A 15,760-nucleotide genomic window follows, 5' to 3' on the forward strand; every position below is an offset into this window, starting at 1 on the left:
GTGCCCTTGGGGCGGCCCGCTCGGTGACCTCAGGCCGCCCGGCCCCGCTGTTCGATCGCGACGAACCTGCCGGACCGGCGGATGCGGATGCGCAGCGCCAGGCGACCCGACCGCGCAAGCACTATCGCGATGACGATCGCGGCGACCGCCGGAACCACTCCGGCGATCGTCATCGCGGCCTGCACCCCGAAACGATCGGCGATGGCGCCGCTGATCGGTCCTCCGAGTGCCTGGCCGCCGAGCATCACCATGGAGTAGAGGGACATCACCCGGCCCCGGATTGCCCGGTTGGTGGAGAGCTGCACTATCGATTCGGCGCCGGTGGCGAAGAGCAGTCGGGTGACGCCGATCCCCACGAGGAAGACGAGGAAGAGCGGCTCCCAGGGGGAGTTACCGGCGAGTACCAGCGCGAGGCCGAAGAGGCCGGCGGCGAACATGATGGTGCGCAGTCTCACGTTCATCCGTCGCGTCGACAACACGGCACCGGTGAGTGCGCCCACCGCCGCGGCGGAGCTGTAGAGCCCGTATCCCGCCGCACCGGTCTGGTAGACGTTGTCGGCGAAGGCGACAAGCAGCACGGGGAGGGTCATCCCGAAGGTCGACACGAAAGCCAGCATCACCATCGGCCAGAAGATGGTCGGCTTGCCGATCACGTATTTCACGCCCTCGCGGATCTGGCCCTTCGACCGGTTGGCCCGCGGCGAGGGCAGCAACTCGCGCACCCGCATGCAGCCGAGGGTCACCACCACCACGATGGCCGCGACCGCGTTGACGCTGATCGACCAGCCGGAGCCGACCAGCACGATGAGCACGCCGCTGATCGCCGGACCGAGCAGCCCGCCGAGGTGGAAGATCGACGCGTTGAGGCTGATGGCGTTGCGCAGGCGGCGATGCCCGACCATCTCGTTGACGAAGGCCGAGCGCGCGGGTCCTTCGATGACGGCGACCATCCCGAGCAGGAAGGCGACCCCCCACACCTGCCAGACCTCCACGACTCCGGCGATCGTCAGAGCACCGAGAACCGCGCAGAGGAGCGCCGTCGTGGACTGGGTCACCATCATCAGTCGCCGCTTGTCGACCCGGTCGGCGATGACCCCGCCCCAGACCCCGAAGAGCAGAACGGGGGCGAACTGCAGGAATACGGTCACACCCACGAGAGCGACGTTATGTGTCAACTCATTGACGAGCCAGTCGGTCGCGATCTTCTGCATCCAGCCAGAGGTGTTGGAGAGCACCTGCGAGATCACGTACAGGCGGTAGTTGAAGACCCGGAGCGAATCGAAGGTGGCGCGCCAGCGTGGTCGTTCGAGCAGCACCGGGATCGGTTCGGTTGGCGGGATGGCGGTGGACGTCTCGGTGGTCACGCGGAAAGGGGTCCTGCACTGCTCGACGAAGTTTCGTATGGTCTCCCCAACGCTACGGTGGCGCGCAGTCATTCGGGAATAGAATCGAGACTATAAGTCCCATTCGATTTCTCAATGACATCGCCGATGACGCTGGAGGTGTGGATGTTCGATCCGGTGCTGCTCCGCACCTTCGTCACGGTGGCGGAGACGCTCAACTTCACGGTCACGGGCCAGCTGCTCGGCCTGAGCCAGCCGACGGTGAGCCAGCACATCCGCAAGCTCGAGGTGGCCGCCGGGCGTAACCTCGTGCTGCGCGACACCCGTGAGGTTCGCCTCACAGACAACGGCGATGCGATGCTCGGCTTCGCCCGATCGATCCTCGCCGCACACGACCAGGCCTCGAGCTACTTCACCGGCTCGGCGATGCGCGGGCGGCTGCGGTTCGGCTCGGCCGACGATCTCGCTCTCACCCAGCTCCCGCAGATCCTGCGCGACTTCAGGCAGCTGTATCCCCACATCAACCTCGAGCTCACCGTGAACCAGAGCGGATTCCTCACCCGTCGGCTGCTCGCGGGCCAACTCGACCTCGTCTTCGTGAAACAGGAACCGGACATCCCCGGTGGTCGCCTCGTTCGGCGCGACCGGCTGGTGTGGGTCGGGCATCGAAACCTCAGTCTCGAAGCCGGCCAACCCGTGCCGCTCATCGCCTACCAGTCACCGAGCCTCAGTCGCACCGCGGCGATCACCGCACTCGAGTCGGCCGGACGCACCTGGCGCATCACCTGCAATGTGAGGGAGATCAACGGGGTGCTCGCCGCGACCCGTGCCGGAATCGGGATCGCCGCGTTTCCGCAGAGCCTGATCCCGCCCGACCTCGTGCACCTTCCGAGCTCTTTCGCGCTGCCGGAGCTCGGCGACATCGACTTCCGACTGCTCGACAACCCGACATCCGCCCGCGAACCGATCGACGCCCTCGTGGCCGCCATCGTGGCGCGGCAGAGCCAGGTCTCGCCGGGTCCCTAGCCCCGCGGATTGCTCGCGCAGCCCGTGCCCCAAAGTCAGCGGGCGACGGTGCGCCAGAGTGCCACGAGCTCGTCACGGTCGTAGATGCGCTCGGGACGGATGATGCGGTCCTCTGTCACGTAGTAGAACACCGCGTCGATCAGCAGAGGGTCGATGCCCTTCCACTCCGCGAAGGCCTGGCGGTAGAGCGCGAGCTGCAGCTGCTTCGACTCGAGGTCCGCCGCATCCCGCGGGGCCTTTCCGGTCTTCCAGTCGACCACACGATAGCGCCCGTCGACACGATAGACCGCGTCGAGCTTGCAGACGATCACCTCGCCATCGAGGATCAGGTGGATCTCGATCTCGACCTCTTCAGGAGTGAGCGTCGCGAATTCCGAGCGCTCGAAAGTCTGCCGGAGCGTGGCGAGCCCGTCGGGATCGACCCGATCGCCCGGCACCGATTCGTCCACGTCGAGCTCGACCGAGAGGGCATCGAGCTCCTCCGCGGTGCCGTGGATGCCGTAGCGCTGCTCGACCCATTCGTGGAAGAGCGTGCCGAGCCGCGTTGCGCGGTACGGCCGCTCCGGCATCGGGCGGCGCAGAGACGCCGCGACCCCGGCCGGGTCGCTCACGAAGTCCTTGAATCGGGACGCCGAGACCCGGGTGGGCAGATCGACGACTCCGGCCGCGTCGATGCGCCGCTGCCGCTCCTCGAGCAGGAGGGTGAGCTCGACTCCCCAGGAGCCCTCGGCTCCCGGCACCGACTCCCGCACCAGGCGTGCGGCCGCTTCGACCGCGGCGCGGCGGCCGCCCAGGGGATCCATCGGCCAGCGGAACAGGTTCGCTTCGTCGCCGAGGGGGTTGTCCGTGTGCTCACTCTCGAGCGGTAGCGCACCGATCACTCCCCCGGCCTCGAGCTCCCGCAGGAATGCGCTCGGACGTCGTGGGCTGGACTGGGTCGCCCAGAAGGATGCCGTGAGCAGCAGGGAGTGCCGCGCCCGGGTGACGGCGACGTAGGCGAGGCGGCGCTCCTCCTCGTCGTGGCGCTCCTTCACTTCGGCTTTGAAAAGCGCGCGGCTGTCGAGGAGTTCCTTGCGAGTGGCTGCCGACGTCCAGTCGAAACGCGGCAGCTCCGCGGCATCGCCGCGGAAGTCGTAGGGCAGCATGCCGAAGCCGAGCCATCCGTTCGATCCCTCGCGAGGGGAGCCAGGCAGCTCGCCCTCCACGAGACGCGGAACCACCACGAGATCCCATTCCAGACCTTTCGACCCGTGGATGGTGAGCAGCTGCACCGTGCCCGGCTCGGGATCCTCCGGGCGCGGCGCGATGTTGTCGCGCCACTCCGCCTCGCGGAGCCAGGACAGGAATCCTCCGAGACTGGCTGACTCGTCGACGGCCAGATAGCCGCCGAGGGCGTCGAAGAAAGCCTCCATGTTCGCGGCACCGAGCGATCGGGTCTCATTGGCGGCGACCTCGATGTCCAGCATCAGATCCTGCTCGACGAAGGTGACGAAGTCGAGCAGGTCGAGTCCCGCGCGGGCTCTTAGCCGGGCGAAGGTGCGGCCGGCATCCCTCAGTCGTTCGAGGCCCACCGGGCTGAACCGATCGAGCTGGCTGTGCCCGGCCCGTGCCGTCGCGATGAAATCGAGGGCCTCGACGATCGACCCGCCCTCCGCTTCGGCGACGGATGCCCGCAGCGCTTCCTTCACGTCATCGTCGAGCCTGCGCTGGGCATAGTCCCGGTCCCGCAGCCAGGAGGCCACCCGGCCGAGGCCGTGCAGGTCTTTCGCTCCGAGGCGCCAGCGCGATCCGGAGAGCAACCTCACCAGTTCAGAGCCGGCGGTCGGGTCGTTCACCACGGCGAGCGCCGAGACAAGGTCGGCGATCTCGGGCTCGGCCATCAGGCCACCGATGCCGAGCACGTGGAACTTCACGCCGTTGCGCCGCAGCGCTTCGATGAATGCACCCTGCGTCTTGCGCGCGCGAAACAACATCGCGGCGGTGGGCGGAGTGCTGCCGTGAGGCACGTCCAGACGCTCCCGCAGCCATCGGGCGGCGGCTTCCGCCTCCTCGGGAAGGGTCTCCTCCACGACGACCCTCACCGGCACGGCGGTCGCCGAAGCCCCCGCCTCCAGTCGATCGACGCCGGTGCGGGATGCTGCACCGCCGCCGCGGAAGGGTTCCACCAACGCGTTGGCGACGGCGAGGATGTCGTGCCCGTTGCGCCAGGAGGTGGTGAGCGCGAACTGCCCGTCGGGAGCGGCGTCGAACTGGCGGGCGAAGCCGTCCAGATTCGCGGCACTCGCCCCGCGCCATCCATAGATCGACTGGTTGGGATCACCGACCGCCATCACGGGCAGGCCGGCGAAGAGTTCGGAGAGCAGCAGGGTCTGCACCACGCTCGTGTCCTGGTACTCGTCGAGCAGCACGACCCGGTATTGCTCACGGAGTTCGTCGGCGATACGCGGAACGTCACGCACGATGGTCAGGGCGAGCGAGACCTGGTCGGAGTATTCGACGAACCCCCTTCGCACCTTCGCCTCGTCGAACCGGGCCGCCAGGTCGACGAGCACGGGAAGCGCCCCGACGGTGGATGCGAGCACGGCGACGTCCTCGTAGGCACCCCGGCCTCCCGGCGGCAGTTCGACGAGCCCGGCGAATCGGGAGGCGAAGTTCGTGACATCCGTGGGGTCGACGAGGTTCTCGCTCATCGAGTGAGCGAGGTCGAGCACCGCCTTCGTCACGGTGTCGACACTCTTGCCGAGGCCCGGAAGGCGGTCGTCGGTCGAACCGATCACGATCGTGCGGGCCAGCTGCCATGAGGATGCCTCGCCGAGCACCGGCCCGTCGCTCTCCCGCCCGAGCAGGATGGCGTTGTCGCGGTAGATCCGGTTGGAGAAGGAGTTGTAGGTCGTGACGGTCGGCGGATCGAACTCGTCGTAATCCTCCGCGAGCAGCCCGGCGCGATGCAGCTGGTCGATGCGCTCCCGGATGCGCAGGGAGAGTTCCCCCGCTGCCTTGCGGGTGAAGGTGAGTCCGAGGATCTGCCCCGCCGCCACCCGGCCATTGGCGAGCAGCCAGAGCACGCGGTTCGCCATGGTCTCGGTCTTGCCGCTTCCCGCGCCGGCGACGACCAGCGCCGGTGCGAGCGGGGACTCGATCACCCGGCGCTGCTGGGCGGTCGGCCGAGGTCTGCCGAGGGCATCCGCGATGTCGTCCGCCGAAACGTACGGCGCCTCAGTCACTGGCCACCGACCTCACGCGATGCAGCTTCTTCGCACCGACGTCGAACGACCCCCAGGCGTCGAGATCGAGGGCACCGTCGAATGCCGCGGCGGCCATGCCGATGGCCGCCTGGCGGATGCGGGTGCGGAATCCCTCGAGCTGCTGCTCGTCGAGCGGCGCCTGGTTTCCCTCTCGATACAGCTTGCCCCTGGTTCCCTTCTTCACGAAGAGCAGCTTCGCCCCGCCGGCCCTGTGCTCACCGAGTTCGTCGAGGAATTCGTCGAGGACGCCCTGCACATAGGCGAGCTGATAGGTGCCGAGCTGCGGATGCGCGTCGATCTTCGGCTGCGGCACGATCGGATTGCCCGTCTTGAGGTCCACGATCACCACCGAGCCGTCGGCAGACCGCTCGACGCGGTCGATGGACCCGTTCACCGTCGCCCGATCGATGTCGATCGAGAACCGGCTCTCCGCCCCCACGAGCACCTTGCCTTCACGGGCGAAGTCCGCGAGGTACTCCGCAACCCCGGCAGCGAGGATCCGCGCAGCCCTCTTCTGCTGCTCGGCGAGCCACGGCGACTCGAAAGCGAGTTCCCCCCACCGACCCTCGATAGCACCCCAGACCGCATCCACGGTCGGATCGGTCGCCGTCTCCATGGCCCAGTGCACTATCGTTCCGAGCCCCATCGCGGTGCTCGACTGGGTGCCGGACACCGAGTCGATGAACCAGTCCACCGGGGAGTCCTCGAAGGCCTCCAGCCGTGATGGTGAGACCGGAACCTGCTCGTCGGCGGCGAAGACGGGATCAGTCGTCGAGACCTCGCGGAGCCCGTGCCAGTCCTCGGGATCGGCGCCGGGGATCCGCTCTCGTGCCAGCAGGGCGAGAGCGGATGCCGCTGCCGTGCGCTCCGCCGGGGTGCGCCGGCCCGTCGCGAGCTCACGACGGAGCCGGCCGGTGAGGGCCCGCAACGAGAGCGGCCGCTGCGTTGCTGTCTCCACGGTCTCGGACTCGGCCGGTGCCAGCGAGAAGAGCACGCTAGCCGACTCGTCCTCGTTGTCCACGGCGGCGAGGATGACCTGCCGGCGGGCGCGGGAGACGGCGAGTGCGAACATCCGCAGTTCGTCGTCGCGCACCTGCCGTCGCTCGTCGAGCGTCACATCGCCGAGCCCGGTCATCACCCGCACGAGCTCCTGCGGGGAGAGCAGCGAGCCGCGAAGGCGCAGGTTCGGCCACACGCCGTCCTGCAGGGCCGCGACGACCACGACGTCGAACTCCAGCCCGACCGTTCCGGAGGGGGTGGTCACGAGCACGGCGTCGGCGAGCGATTGCGGAGACAGGGTGTCTTCCGGCACCTCGGCGTCGAGCACCCCGTCGAGAAACACCTGCGCCGCGGTGCCGGGCTGACGCTCGACGAACCGCTTTGCCGCGGTGAAGAGGGCGACGACACCGTCGAGGTCGCGATTGGCCTCGTCTGCGGCGATGCCCGCGCTGGTGGCGCGGGCGAACCACTCTGACGCGAGGCCGCTGCGATCCCAGGCCAGCCAGAGCAGCTCCTCGATGGTCGCCCCCTCCGCGCCCGCGACGCCGATGGCGTCGAGAGTGCGGGCGAGTCGATCGGCGTTGCGTCCGACACGATGGTCGATGGTGGCGAACCGGCCCGGCGCGCCGAGCGCGTCGACGAGAAGCTCGTCGCTGGATCGCGTGCCGCCTCCGGCCAGCTCCTCCGCCCGGAGTGCGAGGCGCAGGCGCCGCACAGCGAGTTTGTCGAGGCCGCCGAACGGGCCGAGGAGAAGCTCTGCGGCGATCGTCGGATCGAGCGGGGTGCGACCGACTCCGACATCCACCACGGTGAGGAGTCCGCGGGCGGCGTGGTCGTCGCGAAGCGCCCGACCGCCCACCGAGGTGCGGGTCGGCACCTCGGCGAGCGCGAGGGCCCGGGCGATCTGGGGCACGGAGGATCCGCTGCGCACGACGATCGCCATGCGGTTCCAATCGACCCCGTCGAGCAGATGACGTTCGCGAAGCTGGCGAGCGATCGCGGCCCATTGCCGAGCAGGGCTCTCGGCGAAAACCTTGAGCACCGGGGCGAGACGGGATCCCGGATCGCCGGACCCTCCCGCGGCGGAGCGTGCCTCACGCTGCCCGAACGCTCCGGCCGTGCCGATGCGATCGGTGATGCGCCGGGTGAACTCCCGCAGCACCGGTTCCTGCCGATGCACCGACGACAGGGCGAGGGTGACGAGGTGGGGCAGGTCGAGCAGGATGCCGAGGCGGGCGAGGGAGTCCGGTTCCCCGCCGCGGAAGGCATTGGCCGCGACATCCGGGTCCCCCAGGGCGATCACCGACACGCCTCGGGCGGCCAGCGCGGCGAGCAACCCGATCGTGGATCGGGTGGCCTCCTGGAGGTCGTCCACGATCACGAGACGAAGCCGGTCGACAGCCGCACCGCCCTCACCACGACCGAGAGCGGCGATCGCGAACTGCACGAGTTCCGTCGAGTCGAGCTGGTTGGAACGGGAGCTGCTCACCACGCTGAAGTAGTCGGCGAAGAAGTCCGCGGCGGCGACCCATTCCGGCCGGTCTCGCTCGATGCCGAGTGCGCGGAGACGCTGCGGCGTGACCCCGTACTCGGTGGAACGCCCGAGCAGTTCGCGCAGCTCGGTGCGGAAACCCCGCAGCCGCCGGACCGCGGGACCGAGCTGGTCGGGCCAGGAGGGGCCCGATCCGTCTTCGAGGTGGCCGTCGATGAGTTGGGCGAGGTCGCTGTCCTGGTCACCGCCGGTCGCCAGGCGCGGGGCGTCCACCCCGGCGGCACGAGCGGCGTTGCCGACGATCTCGAAGGCGAGGGAGTTGACGGTCCGGGCGATCGGACCGTTGGTCGGCACCCCGATCCGCAGCGCCAGGATGTCGCGCAAACGCGTCGCCGTCGTGCGGCTGGACGTGAGAACGAGAAGCTCCTCCGGGGCGAAACCGCGGTGCTCCACGCGGTGCGCCACCAATTCCACGAGCGTTGCGGTCTTGCCCGAACCGGGCGCACCGATGACGGCGGCCGAGACGCCGTCTGCGAGGTCGAGAACCGCTCGCTGTGACGCATCGAGGGGGAGCGGTGAGGTGCCGGATGACGGCGCCGTCGCCTGCCGAAACCCCCTGATAGCCATCGACCCACGGTAGCGCGGGCCGGAGACATCACCGCACCAGCGCCGTCGCTTCGTTCCGCCCAAAGAGAACGGGGAGATTCGGGCCGCTCCAACTGTCGTAATCTGTGCACGTGGACATAAGAATCGGCATCACCAATAGCCCCCGTGAGATCAACCTCGAATCGTCGCAGTCGGCGGCGGATGTCGAAGGCATCGTCACCGCGGCTCTCGCCTCAGACGCGAAATTCTTCAAGCTCGTCGACCAGAAGGGCAACGTCTACGTCGTTCCCGTGGCGACCTTCGGCTACCTGGAGATCGGCTCTGAAGAGTCCCGTCGCGTCGGTTTCGTGGCCTGACCGATGGAACTGCTGTTCGTGACGCTCGGCGGGGCCGTCCTTGGCCTTGCGGCGCGCTACGGCGTGCCGAAGCGCGCCACGCACGGCGCCCTCCTCGTTCCGGCGATCGGCGCGATCGTGGCAGCCGTGGTCTGGGCCGCCCTCACCTGGGTGGGCTGGAAATTCGACGGCGGATGGATCTGGGTGGTCAGCCTCGTCGCTGCGGGCGTCGTCGCCGTTGTGGCGAGCGTCGTCCTCGCGCGTCAGCGCACGGAACACGACGCGGAGCTGCTCGCCAGCCTCAGCCACGCCTGACGGGAGTGACCGGCCGATCAGGCGGTCAGGCCGAGGGCATCCATCCGTCGCGTGTGCGACGCGATCAACTCGGTGAAAGCCGGCTCGAGCCGGGCTTCGTCGCGCTGGCTGTGACCGATGTTCGTGAGTGATGACCGGGCGATGAGCAGGGTGTCTCCCACGAGACGTCGTCCCCACATGGCCAGCCGGGACGCGAGCTTCGGGTTGGCATCGATGGCAGACCGCAGTTCGTCGACGAGCATCGCGTGGCCGTCATCCCCGGAAAGCAGCGGGATGATGCGTGCGCGGGCATCGGCGGAGAGCCCCGCCGCGAGCTGAACCTGGAAGTCGCCGAGGAGTCCTGCGGTGAGATATGCCGTCACCAGCATCTCGTACCAGTCCGCCCCGAGCGTCGTGTGGGCATACTCGTCGATTCGGGCGGCGAAGGGAGCCATCGCGGGGCCCGGCTCGTGTCCGAGCCTCTTGATCTCCGCCGCGAGGCCGTGGTGCTTCGCCAGCGCAAGGGCCGCCACGCGGCTGACCGCAACCTTCGAGGCTGCGGTCGGCGCCACACTCACCGCGCGGCTGAGAGTCTCGAAGAGCGCGAGCTGCACGTAGGCGGCCTGGCCGAGGTACGGAAGAAGCTCGGGAGTCAGTTCGGCGAGATCGACGCGGTCGACCTGCGCGACGGGCTCACGCCGCGGTTTGAGGCGGGGAGCATCAGTGCGCCGGGGACGTCGAGAAAACAAGGAGACCACGGGCACAGCCTATCCGCGACAGGCCGCCGACCGCCGCGAAAACGCTCCCGGGGCGACAGGCGGCTAAACTGGTGGTAATGCCTCCCATTTCTGGTGGAGGCTCAGCACGCCCCAGGTCAAAGCGGGCGTAGCCGCTTTTTAGACAGGGCATCATCATCACTACATTTTCAGATCTCAACATCGACCAGGACATGGTCGACGCTCTCGCCACGAAGGGCATCATCTCGCCCTTCCCGATCCAGGTTCAGACGATCCCCATGGGACTCGCCGGCCAGGACATCATCGGACAGGCCAAGACCGGAACGGGCAAGACGCTCGGCTTCGGACTCCCCCTTCTGCAGTCGCTCGGCCTCAACCCCGAGCCCGGCGTGAAGGCACTCGTCGTTGTGCCGACCCGCGAACTGTGCGTGCAGGTGGCAGAGGACCTCGTGCTTGCGGCCTCCAACCGCGGCACCCAGGTCGCCGCCATCTACGGTGGCAAGGCGTATGAGGGACAGGTCGAGCAGCTCAAGGCCGGCGCACAGGTGGTCGTCGGAACCCCCGGTCGCCTCCTCGACCTCGCCAGCCAGCGCATGCTGTCGCTCAAGGACGTCAAGGTGATGGTGCTCGACGAGGCCGACAAGATGCTCGACCTCGGTTTCCTCTCCGACATCGAGAAGCTCTTCGCGCAGACCTCCCCCACCCGCCACACCATGCTCTTCTCGGCCACGATGCCCGGCCCGATCGTCGCCCTCGCGCGTCGCTTCATGAACCGGCCCATCCACATCCGCGCGACGGATCCCGATGAGGGTCGTACCCAGGCGAACATCAAGCACGTCGTCTATCGCGCCCACTCGATGGACAAGGACGAGGTCATCGCCCGCATCCTCCAGGCCGAGGGACGTGGCAAGACCGTCGTCTTCACCCGCACCAAGCGCGCGGCAGCAAAACTCGTCGAAGAACTCAACGACCGCGGATTCAACGCCGCCGCCGTGCACGGCGACCTCAACCAGGAGCAGCGCGAGCGCGCCATGGCCGCGTTCAAGGCAGGCAAGAAGGACATCCTGATCGCCACGGATGTCGCGGCCCGCGGTATCGACGTCAACGACGTGACACACGTGATCAACCACACGATCCCGGACGATGACGACACCTACCTGCACCGCGCCGGCCGTACCGGCCGCGCGGGAAAGACCGGCATCGCCGTCACCTTCGTCGACTGGGACGACATGCACAAGTGGGCCGCCATCAACAAGGCGCTCGACATGGGCCAGCCGGAGCCGGTCGAGACCTATTCGTCCTCGCCGCACCTCTTCACCGACCTCGACATCCCGGAAGGCACCAAGGGGCGCCTCGCTTCCGCCGGTCCCGTTCGGGCGCGCGAGCCCCGTCCCGCCGACAGCGACCTCGGGGGTCGCTCCGGCGGAGGTCGGGACAGCAACGGCGACCGCAGCCGCTCGGGTGATCGTGGTGGCCGCTCCGGCGACCACGGCGGCACCGGGCGCAACTCCGGCCGTCCCGCGGGAGCCACGGGCGGACGTCCTCCGCGCGAGGGATCGACGGATGTCGTGCGCGAGAGCGCCGAAGGCGGCGGAACCCACGACGGCACGTCGCCGACGCGACGCCGCCGCACCCGCTCCCGCCGTGGCGGAGCGGGAAACACGCCTCCCGCCTCCTGAGCATCGGGGTCTGAACCGGGGGCCCCAGAACTCGGGCGTCAGCCGCGATAGGGAGCCGAGCCGGAACCGGCTGCGACGATTCGCGCAAGTGCCTCCGGCTCCGTGGTGTTCTCGGCGAGACGATTGGGCTTGCCCTCGCCGTGGTAGTCGCTCGAACCGGTGACCACCAGGTCATACTTCGCGGCGAGCTCGTAGAGGCGCACCTTTCCGTCTTCGGTGTTGTCCCGGTGGTGGATCTCCAGCCCGAAGAGACCCGCAGCCACGAGCTCCGCGATCGCGTGCTCCTCGATCACCCGGTAGCGTCCGTGGGTGGCCGGGTGCGCGAGCACCGGCACTCCCCCTGCCGCGACGATCATCCGGACGCCCTCGAGCGGAGAGGGCGCGTAGTACTTCTCGTAGTAGCCGCTGCGCCAGTGCAGGATGCTTTCGAACGCGGCGCTGCGGTCGCTCACGAGACCCTTCGCCACGAGGGCGTCGGCGATGTGGGGTCGCCCGAGCGTTCCCCCGTCCACCGACTGGGCCAGCACATCGGCCCAGGTGATGTCGTAGTCGGCGGCGATGCGCTCGACGATGCGCTCGGCGCGGTGCAGGCGTCCATCCCGGATCCGCGCGGTCTCCGCGACCACCGTTGCGTCCGTCGGATCGAAGAGGTAGGCGAGCATGTGCACGCTCGCCGGACCGTAGTTCGTGCTCAGCTCCATGCCCGGAATCACGGTCAGGCCGGTTCCGGATGCCGCGGCGAAAGCCTCCTGCCATCCCGCGGTCGAGTCGTGGTCCGTGATCGCCACAGTGCCGAGTCCAGCCGCCACGGCCGCCCGCACGAGCTCGGTCGGTGTCTCGGTGCCGTCGGAGACGCTGCTGTGGGTGTGCAGGTCGATCGATCCGGGCATCCTGCAACTCTATTCCCGTTAGGGTTGGTCACGATGTTCCGCCGCCTGCTCGCTGCCCTGCTCCTCATCCTGGGGGCAGCAGCGGTGCTCTTGTTCGGTTGGCCGCAACTGTTCTCGCTCCAACGAGCCCCCGGAATCGCGCAGCTCGTCTCGTTCCGCGCGGCCGGAGCCGCGGGCGGCGCCGTCATCCTCCTCCTTCTGCTGGTCATCTCCGCCGCCAATCCGCGTTTTCGACGGCTCGGGCTGTCCCTTTGCGCGCTCGCCCTGGTCTTCGTGCTTCTCAACGCCGCAGTGCTCTCCAGCCGTGGCTTCGGCGGCGGCACTCTGCCCGCCCGGGCCGGGGCCGACGTCACCGTCGTCTCGTGGAACACTCTGGGCGGTGCGCCGGGCGCCGCGGTGATCGCGAAACTCGCCATCGAGTCGGATGCGGACATCGTCTCGCTGCCGGAAACCACAGAGCAGACGGCGACCGCCGTCGCCGTGCTCATGACCGCGGCGGGCCTCCCAATGGTGGCCCATACCGTGGCCCACGGGCAGATCTCCAAATCACGGTCGACCTCAGTGCTCATCAGCACCGCGCTCGGGGCCTATCACCTCGACGAATCCGCCGGCTCCACCGGCACCCTCCCGAGCCTCGTGATGGTGCCCGACAGCGGAACCGGTCCGACCATCGTGGCGGCCCACCCGGTGGCGCCGCAGCCGATAGAGCTCGAGAACTGGAAGTCAGACCTCCGGTGGCTCGCGGGAGCGTGCCCCGGCGGGAATGTGATCCTCGCCGGTGATTTCAACTCGACTCTCGATCATCTCGCCGGCTTGGGCGCTGCACCGGGCACCACCGTCGGCGCCTGCACGGACGCCGCCCTTCGTGCGCACGCCGCTGCCGTCGGCACGTGGCCGACCGTCGCCCCTGCTCTCCTCGGCGCCCCCATCGACCATGTGATGACGACGGCGAACTGGGCGGTCGTGGGTGTGCGCGTCGTCGAGAACCTCGATCGAGCGGGGAGTGACCACCGGCCGATCGTCGTTCGGCTGCGTCCGGCTGGCTGAGCTCGCCAAGATCAGCCGCGGGGTGTCGCCCCGCGCAACACGACGTATCCGGCCGTTGCCGCAATCGCCGTCACCACCAGGCTCAGGAATACCGACCCCACGAGACCGGCCGCCGCGAAGAATGCTCCGACGGCCGACCATCCGTCGGTGAGGATCAGCAGCGCAATGATCCCGACTCCGACCAGGCCGAGCCCGATGAAGAGCGCGACCATGCCGCTTGCCCTCCACCGCACGTAGATCGCCCCGAACAGCGCACCGACGAAGAAGAAGAAGAGCAACGCGACGAAGAAGACGTAGAAGCGAGTGGGCCAGTCCCCGCCGAAATACCCGGCGGTGAACATGCACCCCCCGACTCCCCACCCGTTGGTGAGCTCCTCGACGATAGAGAGCACGGTGATCCCCGTGGAGTAGATCAGAGACAGGACAACGAAGTTCACGGCCGTGCCGAGGTAATAGTCGCGTCGCGTGACCCCGTAGCCGAGCGCGAACGGGAATGTCACGTTGATGGCCTGGATGGCGACGATCAGCATGTACACGAAGATGTAGAAGCTCGAGCCGCTGTATTGCAGGCCGTCGGCGACATCCCCGCGGTTCGTGGTGCCCTGCACCGACCAATAGACGATGAGCCAGATCACCAGGTTGGCCAGGAAGATGGTTCCGAGGATGATCCACGGCAGCACGATCGTGCCCCACGGGTTGGCGAAATGCAGACGCACAATGCGCCCGATGCGCTGGGTGCCCGTTGTGGGCACCACCCTCGTGAACAGTGCGGTCGTCGTCATGATGCTGCCTCGAATTCCTTCTCGCTCGAGCTGGTTCGGCGGATGATGAGCTGCTGGAGCGAGACCGGAGCGAGCTCGAGGCCGGCTGCGGTCGCTTCAAGTCGATCCTGGGCAGAGAATCCCTCCACCGTCGCCGACGCCAGCCCTCCGATGCCGTCCCGGTGCAGGATCTCGCGGCCGGCGAGGAACGCGTCTACGGATGCCTTCGGGCCGACGACATTCGTCGCGGATCCTCGCAACGTCTCGGCGTCCTCATCGATGATGACTCGCCCCTCGTCGATCACGAGAACGTGCTCGAGCAGGTTCGATACCTCGTCGATGAGATGGGTGGAGAGCACGACAGTGCGCGGATGCTCCACGTAGTCCCCCAGCAGGCGATCGTAGAAGAGTTGCCGCGCGACGGCGTCGAGGCCGAGGTAGGGCTCGTCGAAGAAGGTGAGCGGTGCGCGGGACGCGAGTCCGACCACTACACCGATGGCCGAGACCTGTCCGCGGGAGAGCTTCTTGATCCGGCGATTGAGCGGCACCCGGAATTCCTCGATGAGCTGTTCGGCGAACTCTGCATCCCAGTTGGCGAAGAACCACGGGGCACTCGCGAACACGTGGCGCGGCCGGAAGTCCTCGGGGTACCGCTGCCCCTCCTTGATGAAACAGATGTTCTGCAACACCGCGGCATTCTCGACCGGGGATTCGCCGAAGATGCTGATCGAGCCGCTCGTGGCGAACTCCTGCCCGGTGAGCAGCTGCATCATCGTCGTCTTGCCAGCGCCATTGCGGCCGAGCAGCCCGCAGATCGTGTTCTCCTCGACGGCGAAGGTGGCGGCATCCACCGCCGTCACACCGCGGTAGCGCTTGGTGAGGTTTTCGACCTCGATGACTGCGGTCATTTCGTGCCCTCCCTGTCGACCGGGCCTGTCCCAGCCCCGTCGGTGTGGAACATGCTGGTTTCGATCATGCTGCTGAGCTGCCCGGGGGTGATCCCGAGTTTCGAGGCCTCGGCGATCAGGGGACGCACGAATTCCACGAGGAACTCATCGCGTCGCCTCGACATCAGACGCTCTCTCGCTCCGGCGACCACGAACATGCCGATGCCGCGCTTCTTGTAGATGACGCCGGCGTCGACGAGCAGGTTGACACCCTTGAGCGCGGTGGCCGGGTTGATGCGGTAGAACGCGGCGAACTCGTTGGTCGAGGGCACCTGGGACACCTCCGCCACGAGACCGGCGATGATGTCGTTCTCCACCTGCTCCGCGATCTGGAGGAAGATGGGCCGCGAATCGTCCAT

13 protein-coding genes are annotated in these 15,760 nt (G+C 68.1%); 5 read left to right on the forward strand and 8 right to left on the reverse strand.

Translation table 11 applies throughout. From position 1 onward, the window contains the following. Window positions 1–29: 29 nt before the first annotated feature. A complete protein-coding gene (locus tag F1C58_RS11810; protein WP_185201295.1) occupies window positions 30–1,364 on the reverse strand; it encodes an MFS transporter in 1,335 nt (444 codons plus the stop codon). 144 nt (window positions 1,365–1,508) lie between these two features. Here F1C58_RS11810 and F1C58_RS11815 point away from each other — a divergent pair, with 144 nt between their 5' ends. Next, window positions 1,509–2,369 carry a LysR substrate-binding domain-containing protein gene (locus tag F1C58_RS11815; RefSeq protein WP_185204126.1) on the forward strand — a complete coding sequence of 287 codons (861 nt, stop codon included), beginning with the start codon at window positions 1,509–1,511 and terminating at the stop codon, window positions 2,367–2,369. A 35-nt stretch (window positions 2,370–2,404) separates the two neighbouring features. Here the strand turns inward: F1C58_RS11815 and F1C58_RS11820 are convergent, their stop codons facing one another. Together F1C58_RS11820 and F1C58_RS11825 are read right to left on the reverse strand one after the other, a co-directional pair. Continuing rightward, window positions 2,405–5,593 (reverse strand): ATP-dependent DNA helicase, encoded by a 3,189-nt coding sequence (locus F1C58_RS11820; RefSeq protein WP_185201296.1) that lies wholly within the window; start codon window positions 5,591–5,593, stop codon window positions 2,405–2,407. Then, window positions 5,586–8,732 carry an ATP-dependent DNA helicase gene (locus tag F1C58_RS11825; protein WP_185201297.1) on the reverse strand — a complete coding sequence of 1,049 codons (3,147 nt, stop codon included), beginning with the start codon at window positions 8,730–8,732 and terminating at the stop codon, window positions 5,586–5,588. Before F1C58_RS11825 ends, F1C58_RS11820 begins: the two co-directional genes overlap by 8 nt. Window positions 8,733–8,842: 110 nt before the next feature. Here F1C58_RS11825 and F1C58_RS11830 point away from each other — a divergent pair, with 110 nt between their 5' ends. Both F1C58_RS11830 and F1C58_RS11835 read left to right on the forward strand, forming a co-directional pair. Beyond that, complete coding sequence (locus F1C58_RS11830) at window positions 8,843–9,067, forward strand: DUF3107 domain-containing protein (protein ID WP_185201298.1); 225 nt, start codon at window positions 8,843–8,845, stop codon at window positions 9,065–9,067. A 3-nt stretch (window positions 9,068–9,070) separates the two neighbouring features. After that, window positions 9,071–9,361, forward strand: coding sequence for a hypothetical protein (locus F1C58_RS11835; RefSeq protein ID WP_185201299.1), 291 nt, complete (start codon window positions 9,071–9,073; stop codon window positions 9,359–9,361). Between the two features lie 17 nt (window positions 9,362–9,378). On the opposite strand, the gene F1C58_RS11840 is transcribed toward F1C58_RS11835, so the two are convergent. After that, on the reverse strand, window positions 9,379–10,098 hold the full coding sequence (locus tag F1C58_RS11840) for a ferritin-like fold-containing protein (RefSeq protein ID WP_185201300.1): 720 nt from the start codon (window positions 10,096–10,098) through the stop codon (window positions 9,379–9,381). 191 nt (window positions 10,099–10,289) lie between these two features. On the opposite strand from F1C58_RS11840, the gene F1C58_RS11845 reads away from it, so the two are divergent. Further along, complete coding sequence (locus F1C58_RS11845; RefSeq protein WP_185201301.1) at window positions 10,290–11,756, forward strand: DEAD/DEAH box helicase; 1,467 nt, start codon at window positions 10,290–10,292, stop codon at window positions 11,754–11,756. Between the two features lie 38 nt (window positions 11,757–11,794). Here the strand turns inward: F1C58_RS11845 and F1C58_RS11850 are convergent, their stop codons facing one another. Further along, window positions 11,795–12,646: a PHP domain-containing protein gene (locus tag F1C58_RS11850; protein WP_185201302.1), complete on the reverse strand. Its 852-nt coding sequence runs from the start codon at window positions 12,644–12,646 to the stop codon at window positions 11,795–11,797. A 33-nt stretch (window positions 12,647–12,679) separates the two neighbouring features. Here F1C58_RS11850 and F1C58_RS11855 point away from each other — a divergent pair, with 33 nt between their 5' ends. Continuing rightward, entirely contained in the window at window positions 12,680–13,693 is a 1,014-nt protein-coding gene (locus F1C58_RS11855) for an endonuclease/exonuclease/phosphatase family protein (RefSeq protein ID WP_185201303.1), read from the forward strand. Window positions 13,694–13,704: 11 nt separating this feature from the next. Here the strand turns inward: F1C58_RS11855 and F1C58_RS11860 are convergent, their stop codons facing one another. Genes F1C58_RS11860 through F1C58_RS11870 form a run of 3 tightly spaced genes read right to left on the reverse strand, consistent with a single transcriptional unit; the run spans window position 13,705 to window position 15,760 of the window. Continuing rightward, the gene (locus F1C58_RS11860; protein ID WP_185201304.1) at window positions 13,705–14,475 is read right to left on the reverse strand and encodes an ABC transporter permease; all 771 of its coding nucleotides are present in this window, start codon (window positions 14,473–14,475) and stop codon (window positions 13,705–13,707) included. Beyond that, entirely contained in the window at window positions 14,472–15,362 is an 891-nt protein-coding gene (locus tag F1C58_RS11865; RefSeq protein ID WP_185201305.1) for an ABC transporter ATP-binding protein, read from the reverse strand. Before F1C58_RS11865 ends, F1C58_RS11860 begins: the two co-directional genes overlap by 4 nt. Further along, window positions 15,359–15,760: a GntR family transcriptional regulator gene (locus F1C58_RS11870; RefSeq protein WP_185201306.1), complete on the reverse strand. Its 402-nt coding sequence runs from the start codon at window positions 15,758–15,760 to the stop codon at window positions 15,359–15,361. The genes F1C58_RS11865 and F1C58_RS11870 overlap by 4 nt, the downstream gene beginning before the upstream one ends.

Source organism: Glaciihabitans sp. INWT7 (assembly GCF_014217685.1).
Classification (GTDB): domain Bacteria; phylum Actinomycetota; class Actinomycetes; order Actinomycetales; family Microbacteriaceae; genus Lacisediminihabitans.